Genomic DNA, 12,041 nt, shown 5'->3' with positions numbered 1-12,041 from the left:
CGCGAATCTCACCGCGGTGAGAGACGTGGATGCTCCGACTCGTCCGGGACGTGGATCAGCAGGTCGCCGGGTTGGCAGTCGAGCTCGCGGCAGATGGCATCGAGGGTGGAGAGGCGGATCGCCCGCGCCTTGCCGGTCTTGAGGATGGAGAGGTTGGCAAGGGTGATCCCGACCCGGTCGCTCAGCTCCGTGAGGGTCATCCTCCGGTCGAGCAGGACATGATCGAGTCGGACGTCGATCGCCATTACACCGTCAGCCTCTGTTCGTGTTCCAGTCGTACGCCACGCTTGAAGACCTCGGCCAGGAGCAGCAGCAGGATCCCGAAGAGGATTGGGGTGAGCTGCAAGCCGGGCTCCATGGAGCCTAGTTCAAGCCCGTGGACGTCGCTCCTCGTCGTCAGGCCGTAGTCCCAGGCCTTTGGGCTGAGGAACAGCCACAGGAACGGCTCAGCAACTTCCCAGGCGACGAGTGTCGTGCCGATGATCCGTAGTCGACGTACGACCCGGTCTGTAAACGGATCGCCCTGGGAGGCCGCGCGCAGCAGCAGCCACAGCTGCATGAGGAGGAAAGCGACGATGAGCAGGCTGAGGACGGTCATCCCGTACAGCGACGCGATCAGCGGGTTCCAGCCCGGGTCCGCCTCGAAGTACATTCGGCCCTCCAACAGGACACCCGCTGCCCGGACGTCGTCCGGAATCACGACATTCCCTTCCATGCGTTCCTCCCGATGGCGGAAGTTGATGTATTCGCAGTCCAGGGTGGCGGGGTCCACGTTGATGTCGATGCGGGGGCATACGTCGATGTACGCGCCGACCTCCCATGACGGCTGATAGGTCACCTGCACCAGATCGGTCCCGGGGACGAGATTGATCTGGTTGGACAAGGCGGTGCGCCCGGACAGCCCAGAGATGGCGACTGCGGTCAGGATCAGAGCCGCCAGGGTGGTGCCCACCGCGGCCGTGAAGGCGACCCAGGCGGCGATGGCGAACGTACGGTTGCGACGCATGGGGGCTCCCCGCTTTTCGATAGAGTTTTATCGAAAAACAATATAGAACGACGCGCGACGGTCGTCTCGAAAACTGCCGATCTCGTCCCGGCAGGCCTCGGGCAGGGCCCTACGGCTCCATGTCGTCGTGGACGACGACCCGAGAGAGCTCGATGGTGCCGTCGGGGCACTTCCAGAAGTGCAGCCGGCGGGCGCTGGGGGTGTGGATCTGCATCGAGACGCGGTAGCAGACCGCACCGTCTGGACGGGACTGTGGCGCGGAGTTCCCCCCGACAGAGGTACGCAGCTGGTGCAGCTCGCGGCCCGTCGACTGCTCCGCGAGGCCGGTGAGCACCTCCATGACCACGTCGGCGATCTTGTCGGTGGCGATGCCCTCGAGCGCGTCGACGCTGTCGAGGAACTTCTCGCCGATCGCGAAGCCGGGCAGCGGGCGCGTGGGCTGCTCGCCGACCGGGATCCGGCGGGCCCAGGCGGCCTCGACCAGGTGGCGGAAGCCGCGCTCACGATCGGCGAAGACGGGTGGCGCGACCTCGGGCGGGGCGGTCCGCTGCTTGGCGCGACGCAGCTGGGAGCGCATCCGGGCCAGCTCCGCGTCTCGGGTCTCGACCTGACGCGCGGCGCGCGCCAGGTCCTTGGCGAACTGCACCCGCTCGTTGCGCAGCCCGGAGACCTGGTCACGGAGCTCGGTCAGCTCGGCCTCGAGGTGGGCCTTCTCGGCCTTGATCGCGGTGACCTGCAGCGACATCGACAGCACCGCGGCCTTCTTCGCCGGAGCGGGCTCAGTCGTCGGCGCCGGCTCGGGCTCGGGTTCGGGCGGCCGGACCGCGCGGACCGGCTCCCCCTTGCGCCGCGGCATCATCGCCGGGCTCGGGACCGCGGGCTTCGGCGGGGAGGCGGGAGAGGCCTCGGCCGGCTCGACCTCCAGGAGCGGCTCCGGGACTACCGTCGGGGCTGCGGGCTCGGTCTCGACATGCTCGACGGGTGCAGGCGGCGGGGCATCCGGATCGAGCCAGGGCGGCCCGCCGGCGTACAGGGCCAGGGCCTCGCGGGCGGTGTCGTGCTCGCCGACCCCGCGGAGCGAGAGCCGCCACTTGGGGCCGGTCGCGACGACCCGCGCGAGCACGACCTCGCCCGGGGTGAGGAGGGCCTGGAGGTCGTCGTCGGGGTCGCCGGTCACGTCGGAGCGGAAGAGCTCGACGGTGACGTCAGGATGCAGGCGCAGGTCCGCCGAGCCGGCCAGGACCGAGCGGACCTCGGCGGGGACTACGTCCCCGGCTGCGTACGTCTTCAAGGCCTCGTCGGCGGTGGGACGGCTCTCTCGGATGTCGAGCCAGCGGGATTTCTTCTCCAGGACGCCCGCGACGGGCATCCCCGGCGCGAGGACACGCTCGATCGGCACCCCCGCCTGGGCGAGCTGGGGCGGTATCGAGGCGAGGTCGCCGGAGCCGAGGTCGACGAGCGCGCGCTCGCTCATGATCGACAGGACCGTGCCGGCGCGGCGCTCGCGGGTGGAGGCGGTGCGGGCGCTGTCGAAGAGGCCGGCTGCCGCGGCCATGTCGAGGGCGTCGTCGATGAGCTGCCCGGTGAGCTTCTTGCCCTCGGACTTGTTCCAGGCGAACCGCAGCGGCGCCTGCTTCAGATCGATGTTCCACGCCAGCCCGACGGGGTAGACCCGGCCGGCACCGCCGTAGACCTGGGTGCCCGGCGTCATCTTGTTGGAGAAGGCCCAGGTGTGGCCGCCGGTCGTGACGAGGTAGAGATCGGCCAGGTCGCCGATCTCGGCCGCGATCCGCTCCACGTCGGCGTAGGGGTCCGTGTGTCCGGAGGCGACTGTCACCACGACGGTCGGTTTCGTGCGGGTGTCGCCGTTGAGCAACGCCGCGAGGGCCTCGGCCTCGGACGTGTTCGTCACGCGCTTGATCGCAGACATGCCCCTCCTTTCACAAAACGTACAGCGAACGGAAAGCGGACCCAGGGCAACGACCCGGCCTTTGACGGAGCATTCGAGGACGCCGATACCGGGGGTGGGTGTCAATGACGAGCCCGTGTCATATTTGCCTCACCAAACTAATCATAGGTCGTGGCGGTTTTACGACAATGGCAGATATCTGCCGCTCTGGTGCGCCCCGAAAGCCTGCGGCTGCAACAAATCCGGAGAACGCTGTCCGGTGGCAATAATCGATCCGTCCGCGTTCCCGGGAAGTAGCGCACGATCAGTTTCACGGGTTTGCCGGCGGTATCCGCAAGGAGACCCCCTTGAGATATTCACGCCTCGGCCGATCGGCCGTCGTAGCAGCCACCGGCATACTCGCCGTCACGGCTGCGATGTTTGCCGCCCCCTCATTCGCCGGCACCCCTACCGCCGACGACACGGCCCCCGCGGCCAAGCTCACATCCACCCTGGAGTCCACGTTCGAGAAGTCCGGTCCGACCGACTTCTGGCTCCGCTTCTCCGACAAGGCCAACCTCGGCCCCGCCTCCTCCATCAAGGACTGGACCGAGCGCGGCCAGTACGTCGTCGACGCGCTGGAGAAGACCGCCAAGGCATCTCAGGCCGGCGCCGTCGCCGAGCTCGAAGCCGCCAAGGTGACCTACAAGACGTACGCGATCTCGAACGCGATCCTGGTGAAGGACGCGTCCGAGGACCTGGCGCTGAAGCTGGCTGCCGACCCGGAGATCAAGACCGTCCACGAGCGGGCCAAGCTCTCGCTCGTCGAGCCGGTCAAGAAGGAGGCGTCCACCAAGGCGCCGCAGGGCATCGAGTGGGGCATCGACTTCGTCAACGCCCCCGAGGCGTGGGAGCAGGGTGCCACCGGCGCCGGCATCGTGGTCTCCAGCGTCGACTCCGGCACCGACTACACCCACCCGGCCCTGGTCGACCAGTACCGCGGCAACAACGGTGACGGCTCCTTCACCCACGACTACAACTGGTACGACGCCTACGACGACTGCTCGAACGGTCCCTGTGACCTCGACGGCCACGGCACCCACACCATGGGGACCATGGTCGGCGACGACGGCGCCGGCAACCAGATCGGTGTCGCTCCCGACGCCGAGTGGATCGAGACCAACGGCTGCTGCGGCTCCGACGCCGGACTCCTCGACTCGGGCTGGTGGCTGCTGGAGCCGACCGACGCCAACGGCGAGAACCCGGACGTCTCCAAGCGTCCGCACGTCATCAACAACTCCTGGGGTTGGAACGGGGTCGGTCACATCGACTCCTTCTTCGACGACGTGAACGCCGCCTGGAACGCGGCCGGCCAGTTCTCCACGTGGTCCTCCGGCAACCCCGGATCCATGTGTCAGGGAACGTCCTCGCCGGGCGCGAACACGCTCACCTACGCGGTGGGTGCGGTCGACTCCTCCGGCAACATCGCCTCGTTCTCGGGTCGTGGCCCTGGCCAGGACGGCCTGACCAAGCCCAACATCGCGGCGCCGGGCGTGAACGTACGCTCCTCCCTCCCGGGCGGTTCGTACGGCAGCTACAACGGCACCTCGATGGCTGCCCCGCACGTCGCGGGCGCCGTTGCGGCGCTGTGGAGCTACAACCCGACCCTGGTCGGTGATGTCGAGGAGACCCGTCGCCTGCTCAACGAGGCGGCGACCGACGTCGACGACACCACCTGTGGTGGCACCGCCGAGAACAACAACGTGTACGGCGAGGGCCACCTCGACCTGGCACGTCTGATCGCGCTGGCCCCGGCCGAGGGCGGCACCGTCGCCGGCACCGTCACCAGCGGCGGTGAGCCCATCGAGGGCGCGACCGTCGAGCTCGACGGCGCGACCCTCGACCGCACCCTCACGACCGACGCCGAGGGTCACTTCTCGGCCGACGTCTACGTCGGTGACTACGAGCTGACCGCCTCGGCGTTCGGCTTCGTGACCGAGACCGGCTCAGCGGCGGTCGCCGAGGACGCCACCGCGACGGTCGACTTCGACCTCGCCGAGGCTCCGAAGTACACCGTGAGCGGAGCGGTCACCAACGCCAGCACCGGCGCCCCCGTCGCCGGGGCCGAGGTCATGCTGTCGCCGGGCAACCTGTCGGCGACCTCGGGTGCCAACGGTGCCTACACGCTCGCGGGCGTCCCGGAGGGGACGTACACGATCTTCACCGAAGGGTCCGGCTGTGCCGCGCCGACGAGCGCAGAGGTCGTCGTCACGGGCAACAAGACCCACAACGTCAAGCTCGTCTTCTCCTACGACGACCACGGGTACTTCTGTGCGGAGGGATCGAGCGGCGTACGTTCCGGAACCACCGCGCTCGGGCTCGAGGGTGACGATGTGTCCGGAGCGGTGGACCTGCCGTTCAGCTTCCCGCTCTACGGGGGCAGCTATGCCAAGGCGTACGTGTCGTCCAACGGCCACGTGAACTTCCTGGCGGCCAACACCTCCTACAGCAACGTGGCCATCCCGGCCGCCGGGGTGCCGAACGCGGCGCTCTACGCGTTCTGGGACGACCTCGACACCCGAGGCGCGGCCGACGTGTTCACCGGGGCGACGACCGTCGACGGCGTGGACGCGTTCGTCATCGAGTGGCGCGACGTCTACCCGCGGGGCGCCGCGGACCAGCTGATGGACTTCTCGGTGACCCTCTTCGAGGATGGCCGGGTCGAGCTGGGCTACGGAGATCTGCCCGGCGCGGACCGAACGCTCGGCAGCTCGGCCACGGTCGGCATCGAGAATGCGAACGGCTCGATCGCCACGCAGTACTCGTTCAACACCGCCTCGCTCAGCGACAGCAAGTCGATCACCTTCGACATGGCCCCGCGGGGCACGGTCGCCGGTGTCGTCAAGGACTACAACACCAAGTCCGGCATCGACGGCGCCGAGGTCACCCTGACCCCTGCCGGCGGTGGCAACGCCAAGACGGTGACGACGGGCGCCGACGGCTCCTACAGCGTCGACACCGTGACCGGAAAGTACGCGGTCAGCTTCGCGGCGCCCGACTACCAGCCGATCAGCCGCAACATCGCCGTCACGGAGGACACCACGCTCACCTCCAACGCCCAGCTCAAGGCCGGGCGGCTCGCCGTCACCCAGACGTCCCTGGACGCCGGCCTGGCGATGGGCGGGTCGGTCTCTCGCAACCTGAGGATCACCAACTCGGGCTCCGCGCCTGCCGGGGTGAACCTGGGGGCAGCGGGCGAGGAGGTCGTCATCCAGGGTGAGAAGAGCACCTCGGCCGGCGTCACCAAGAGCGTCACGAAGGAGGCCACGAAGGTCGAGACCAAGCCGGAGGCCGGTTCGAAGGCGTCCGGTCTGACTTCGTCCAAGTCGGGGAGCAAGCTCGGGTCGACGGGGCAGCCGTCGGTCACCGCGCTCGCGCCCACTCCGGCGGGTGAGACGACGCTGTCCCACTCGACCTCGCACGAGGTCGCGCAGGCCAGCTCCGTCGCGTGCCCCTCGGGGACCACGACGATCCTGCGGACGTACTCGCCGGGTGACTTCGGGATCTCCGGAGGCTTCACGCCCACCAGCGTGAGCTTCGCGGTCCAGGAGACGGCCAACGGGAACACGCCGGTGACGGCGACGCTCTACACGTTGCCGGAGGGTGCGGCGTTCACCTTCGCCAACCTGACCCCGATCGGGTCGGGTACGACGACGGTGAGGGACGAGTTCGGCTCGCTCTACACGGTGCCGATCGCGACGTCGACGGAGATCGCTCCGGACGACATCCTGGTCGTCGGGGTCGCAGGTGGCGCGGTCTACTTCGGGGGCAACCCCGCGGCCGAGACCTCGCCGACCTATCTGGCCTCCGACGCGTGCGGTACGCCGGAGCCGACCGATGCCGCGGGGCTCGGGTTCCCCGACTCCAACATCATCCTGGACGTGACCGGTGAAGCCGGTGGCGCCGGGGGTGGTCCGGCATGGCTCGACATCCAGCCGCCCGCGTTCACCCTGGCGCCGGGGCAGTCGGTCGTCGCGGTGGCCTCGTTCACCGCTGCGGTCGACCAGCCGGGCACCTACACCGCTGACGTCGTCATCGGGAACAACACTCCCTACACCGTGGCGCCGGTCCCGGCGACCATGACCGTGAAGGCGCCCGCAGGCTGGGGCAAGATCACGGGAACGGTGACGGGCTCGGGTGAACCGCTCGAGGGTGCGGTCGTGGCTCTCGACGGCGTGTCCTACGACGTGACGCTGCGGACGGATGCGGACGGTGGGTACGCCTACTGGATGCAGAAGTCCAACGCGCCGCTCCAGGTGGTCGTCGCGGCCGACGGGTTCGTGCCCGCGACCAAGAAGGCGCAGATCGTGGCTGGTCAGACGACCGTCTACGACTTCGACCTGAAGCCGCTCGAGTAGCTCCACAGCGCGGCCCCGGACGCCGTTCGGTGTCCGGGGCCTTCGCGCCCCGCGATCAGATCAAGTGTTCGGAACGGCGCTGGTGGGGCTCGAATGTCGGTGCTGCGGTGTACGATCGCCGCGCTTGCGAGAACAACCCCCTAACCAGCCCCTATGCCTCATTCCTCCGTGCCGGCCGTCGCCGAGATCCTGCGCCTGCGGGCTCCGTTGAGCCTGCAGGTCCTGCGCGCCGCGTTGAAGGGCAAGCGGGTGCTGCTGACCGAGGAGGAGCTGCTCGCCATCCTGAGCTCGGGCGGTTTCGTCGAGGGGCCTCCGGGACAGTGGAGCCTGGCTCCGGTCTCGTCTGCGGCTCCCGCGCCGGCCCGGTTCAACCAGGCCTCGCTGGCCTCGCGTGCGGGGGTGGATGGCGGCGTACTCCTGAAGGTGCTCGAGGCGCTGGTCACCGACCACCCCGAGGTCAACTGGGGCGCGCTGCGGGACCGGCTTGAGTCGGGTGCCGATGTCGCGGTCTCCGAGCGCACGCTCGGGCTGCTGGAGGAGGGCGTACGCCGCTTCGAGGTCGCCCGGCTCCGTGCCGAGAAGCAGCGGGCCGAGGAGCGGACTCGGGAGGCCGAGCGGCGCCGTGAGCTGCAGCAGCTGGCCGAGAGCGAGGTCGCGATGCTGCGCGCCGAGCTCGACGACGAGCGGCGTCGGGCGCACGACGCCGCGGTGGAGCGGGATCGGCTGCGGCAGGAGGCGGAGAAGCTGGTGGCGTTGAAGGAGCAGGAGACCGCTGCCTGGGTGGCCACGGCCGCCGGCGGCTGGATGCTCGACCTCGGCGCGCCCGAGACCTTCGGCGAGGAGAAGCTCCGCCAGGCGCTCGGTCAGCTCGAGTCGGCCCTGGTCGTGCTCAACGTCCCGGTCGCCGGCCGCGAGATCGAGGCGGTCGTGGTCCATCCCGGCGGGATCGCCGTGGTGGAGCAGTACGACATCCCCTCGACCGCCGGTGTCGTCTCTGTGCCCGCCTCGGGGACTGCATCGGTCGAGGATCGCGCCCTGGAGGTCAGCGACCCGCGCGGCGAGGTGCTCGGCGCCGTACGTGTCCTGCAGAAGGCCGTCTCGCTCGACCTCACCTACCTGCCCGTCGTCGCCTTCCAAGGGCCCGCCGACGCCGAGGGCGAGGACGTGCTCGTCTGCCTCACCGCCGAGGTCGACCTCGCCGTCGACGACCTGCTCCACTCCCAACCGTCGCGCGTCTCGGCCGACGACGCGATCACGTTGCTGGCGAAGCTCGGCGTCCCCGACCTCCCGGAACCCCCCTCAGGCTTCTGACCTCCTGCCGAGACGTCACTGCGGTCGGCCGAGACGTCAGTTAGGTCGTTCGAGACGGCACGTAGATGCCCACTCGGCCGACGGGAATGACGCTTCGGCCGACGGGAGCGACGTCTCGGCGGGGTGTCAGATCAGGCCGGCGGCGCGGGCCGCTTCGGCGTACGCAGCGGCGAGGGTCGGGACGGTCTCGTGGGCGTTGAGGCCGGACGGGTTCGGTACGACCCAGAGCTCGGCGCCGGCCAGCGGCTCCGGCTGGCGGCCCTGCTTGGCCTTGGGGCGGTTGAAGGCGGTGCGGTACGCAGTGATCCCGGCGATCGCTACGACCTCTGGCTTTCTACGTGCGACCAGCGAGAACAGCTCGGCGCCGCCCTCCTTGAGCTCGACGTTGGTGAGCTCGGAGGCCTTGGCGGTGGCCCGGCGGACGATGTTGGTGAAGCCGATGCCTCGGTCCCGGAAGTAGTCACGGTCCTCCGCCGTCATCCCCGCCGAGGCGTCGATCGGACGGGTGGTGATCCCGGCCCGGAAGATCGACGGATAGAACCGGTTGAGCGGGTGCGCGAAGTGGGTCTGCGTCGCCGCGGTCCACAGGCCGGGGTTGATGCCGACGAAGAGGAGGCGCAGGGGCTGGTCGTCTGCGGGAAGGAGGTCGGGGACCGAGGCGCCGTAGTAGGTCTGGAGCTCGGCCTGGGTGAAGCGGGCCACGGCGTGATCTTCCCATCTGTGCAACACCTTGGTGCCGCGGGGAGTATGTGAGATATGCACCCCAAGCGTCTTCTCGCACTCGCACTCGCTGCGACGGCGCTCCTGGTCGCGGCCTGCGGCACCCCCGAGGAGGCGACGGACCCGGTCTCCTCGCCCTCGGCCTCCTCCGCGCCGGCGTCATCCCCGCCGCCCAAGCCGAAGCCCCAGCCGGAGCCGTCCCGGCCACCGAGCTCGGAGAAGCCCGTCCGCGGCATCGTCTCCGCGGGAGGGGCGGCCGAGGGCGCCCTGGAGGCGACCGCAACCCCGCTTCCGGACAGGGCCGCGATCGAGGCGTACGCCGCCACGCTCGGCACCTCGCTCCAGGATCCGTTCACCACCGAGGCGACCAGGCTGCTCGCGCACGTCCCGGCGGGCCAACGGCTCTACGCCCAGACCGTCTACGACGGCTGCGAGTCCCCGGACCCGGCGACCATCACGGCTCGTACGACCGGCAGCGACGTGGTCCTCGACGTCGCGGTGCCGAAGGGGACCACGATCCAGTGCCTGGTCGCCGAGCGGTCGGTCGCGCTGTTATCCACTCGAGAGGCGCCTGTCGGCTAACGTTCCCCGCGTGAGGGAGCCGTGGAACACGTTCGTCGAGGGCGACAACCTCGATGTGCTCCAGGCGCTCGCGAAGGCCGGGGAGAAGTTCGACCTGATCTACATCGACCCGCCCTACAACACCGGCAGCCTCTTCGCCTACCACGACGACCGGCGCGGTGAGGATGGCCGCCGTGCCGGCCGCCACGAGGCCTGGGTCGCGATGATGAGGCCACGGCTGGAGGCGGCGAGCGCCGTCATGTCGGACCGCGCGGCGATCTACGTCTCCATCGACGACAACGAGGCCGCCCATCTCAAGGTCCTGATGGACGAGGTCTTCGACGAGCGCAACCGGGTCGCGCAGATCGTGGTCAACCTCAACCCCAAGGGTCGCCAGCTCGGCAACGGGTTCGCGACCTCCCACGAGTATCTGCTGGTCTACGCCAAGGACGCCCGTTCCTGTGCGCTCGAGTCGAGCATCCCGGAGGCCGTGAACGAGCGGGACTTTCCGCTGGTCACCGACGACGGGCGTCACTACCGACGGCTGCCGCTGCGCAACACCAACAAGAAGTTCAACCCGGCGACCGCCAAGACGCTCCACTTCCCGGTGTGGGGCGACCCAGAATCGGGTCGCGTCGAGATCGAGCCGTTCGACGGTGCCCAGGAGATCTGGCCGGTCTTCGGCGACGGTCGCCCGGCCGTCTGGCGGTGGAGCGCCCCGCTGATCGCGGCTCGCCCCGACGACCTGATGTGCCGCCGCGTACGCGGGAAGCTGGGGGAGCGGGTCGACGTCTATCAGCGCGACTGGCTCTCCAGGGACGCGTCCGGCGACGCGCGCCGGAAGAAGCTCACCACGATCTGGCTGACCGAGGAGATCGGCTCGACCGACTCTGCAGTCGCCGAGCTGAAAGCGCTGGTGGGGCCGCTGTTCGAGTCGCCGAAGCCGACCGGTCTGATCCGGCGGATCCTGGCGACGATGCCCGCCGACGCCAGGGTCCTCGACTTCTTCGCCGGCTCCGGCACCACCGGCCATGCGGTCGCGCTGGCCAACGTGGAAGACGGGGCGCGGCGTACCTGCTGGTCTGTCCAGATCGCCGAGGCGACCAGGGAAGGGTCGAACGCGGCCAAGGCCGAGATGGCGTACGTCTCCGACATCACCCGTGCGCGGCTGCGCGCGGTGGTCGCCGCCCACGGGAACGGCGACACACAGGGGTTGGTCGAGCGCGACCTGGATGAACTTCTCGAGACATCTGGTAACCGCGTTACACGGGGTGCGTAAAACGCGGCATCGTCTGGGAGCGACCGAACACCTCACCTCGGGAGACCCCCATGAAACTCCGTGGCCTGTTCATCCTCGCCTGCGGCGCCCTCGTGCCGCTCACGACTCCGGCGGCAGCGCACGCCGAGTCCTACTCGCAGTCGCTCTCGACCGCCATCGCCGACCTCCCGGTCGCGGCCGAGAACCGCACCGGCTACAACCGTGACCTCTTCCAGCACTGGACCGACGCCGACGGCGACGGCTGCAGCACCCGCAACGAGGTGCTGATCGCGGAGGCCGACGAGGCCCCGACGGTCGGGTCCGGCTGCTCGCTGTCGGGCGGCCGCTGGTACTCCTACTACGACGGTCTCTCCTGGACCGCCACCAGCGACATCGACATCGACCACATGGTCCCGCTCGCCGAGGCGTGGGACTCCGGGGCGCGCACCTGGACCTCGACCGAGCGCCGCGACTACGCCAACGACCTCGGCTTCTACGGCTCGCTCGTCGGCGTCACCGACAACGAGAACCAGGAGAAGTCCGACGCCGACCCGGCCGGGTGGATGCCCGACCTCCAGAAGTGTCGCTACCTGAAGGAGTACGTCTCGGTGAAGATCCGCTGGGGCCTCTCCGTCGACAGCACCGAGAAATCGGCCCTCACCAACCTCACCTCGGCGAACGGCTGCGGCAACCAGGCCGTCTCGGTGACCCTCGCTCGCTGACCCAGCCCCTGCCGAGACGTCACTACGGTCGGCCGAGACGTCACTACGGTCGGCCGAGTGGGCACCGCAGTGCCCACTCGGCCGACGCGAGTGACGTCTCGGACGGCGGGGCTGACGTCTCGGCCGGAGGGGCTGACGTCTCGGCCGACGCGAGTGA

At 69.4% G+C, this 12,041-nt stretch carries 9 protein-coding genes; 5 read left to right on the top strand and 4 right to left on the bottom strand.

Features of this window, described 5'->3' with window-relative positions:
- Positions 1 to 8: 8 nt before the first annotated feature.
- From IEY84_RS02135 to IEY84_RS02125, 3 genes are all read right to left on the bottom strand, one after another.
- The gene (locus IEY84_RS02135; protein WP_183541785.1) at positions 9 to 245 is read right to left on the bottom strand and encodes a helix-turn-helix domain-containing protein; all 237 of its coding nucleotides are present in this window, start codon (positions 243 to 245) and stop codon (positions 9 to 11) included.
- Positions 245 to 1,006 carry a DUF2975 domain-containing protein gene (locus tag IEY84_RS02130; RefSeq protein ID WP_183541783.1) on the bottom strand — a complete coding sequence of 254 codons (762 nt, stop codon included), beginning with the start codon at positions 1,004 to 1,006 and terminating at the stop codon, positions 245 to 247. Before IEY84_RS02130 ends, IEY84_RS02135 begins: the two co-directional genes overlap by 1 nt.
- Before the next feature lie 109 nt (positions 1,007 to 1,115).
- Positions 1,116 to 2,936 (bottom strand): hypothetical protein, encoded by a 1,821-nt coding sequence (locus IEY84_RS02125; RefSeq protein WP_183541781.1) that lies wholly within the window; start codon positions 2,934 to 2,936, stop codon positions 1,116 to 1,118.
- A 326-nt stretch (positions 2,937 to 3,262) separates the two neighbouring features.
- Here IEY84_RS02125 and IEY84_RS02120 point away from each other — a divergent pair, with 326 nt between their 5' ends.
- Positions 3,263 to 7,312, top strand: a complete 4,050-nt coding sequence (locus tag IEY84_RS02120; RefSeq protein WP_229788232.1) for a carboxypeptidase regulatory-like domain-containing protein — start codon at positions 3,263 to 3,265, stop codon at positions 7,310 to 7,312.
- Positions 7,313 to 7,465: 153 nt separating this feature from the next.
- A complete protein-coding gene (locus tag IEY84_RS02115) occupies positions 7,466 to 8,623 on the top strand; it encodes a hypothetical protein (protein ID WP_183541779.1) in 1,158 nt (385 codons plus the stop codon).
- Between the two features lie 126 nt (positions 8,624 to 8,749).
- On the opposite strand, the gene IEY84_RS02110 is transcribed toward IEY84_RS02115, so the two are convergent.
- The gene (locus IEY84_RS02110) at positions 8,750 to 9,325 is read right to left on the bottom strand and encodes a mismatch-specific DNA-glycosylase (RefSeq protein ID WP_183541777.1); all 576 of its coding nucleotides are present in this window, start codon (positions 9,323 to 9,325) and stop codon (positions 8,750 to 8,752) included.
- 54 nt (positions 9,326 to 9,379) lie between these two features.
- Here IEY84_RS02110 and IEY84_RS02105 point away from each other — a divergent pair, with 54 nt between their 5' ends.
- The 3 genes from IEY84_RS02105 to IEY84_RS02095 are packed head-to-tail and all read left to right on the top strand — an operon-like array spanning position 9,380 to position 11,884.
- Positions 9,380 to 9,925 carry a hypothetical protein gene (locus tag IEY84_RS02105; RefSeq protein WP_183542274.1) on the top strand — a complete coding sequence of 182 codons (546 nt, stop codon included), beginning with the start codon at positions 9,380 to 9,382 and terminating at the stop codon, positions 9,923 to 9,925.
- A 10-nt stretch (positions 9,926 to 9,935) separates the two neighbouring features.
- Entirely contained in the window at positions 9,936 to 11,183 is a 1,248-nt protein-coding gene (locus IEY84_RS02100; protein ID WP_229788230.1) for a site-specific DNA-methyltransferase, read from the top strand.
- 50 nt (positions 11,184 to 11,233) lie between these two features.
- Positions 11,234 to 11,884, top strand: a complete 651-nt coding sequence (locus IEY84_RS02095; protein ID WP_183541775.1) for an HNH endonuclease family protein — start codon at positions 11,234 to 11,236, stop codon at positions 11,882 to 11,884.
- Positions 11,885 to 12,041: the final 157 nt, after the last annotated feature.

The sequence above is a fragment of the Nocardioides albus genome, from assembly GCF_014648255.1.
GTDB classification, from domain to species: domain Bacteria; phylum Actinomycetota; class Actinomycetes; order Propionibacteriales; family Nocardioidaceae; genus Nocardioides; species Nocardioides albus.
The sequence above is the reverse complement of the archived record's forward strand: the minus strand, read 5'-3'. Positions and strand labels throughout refer to the sequence as shown.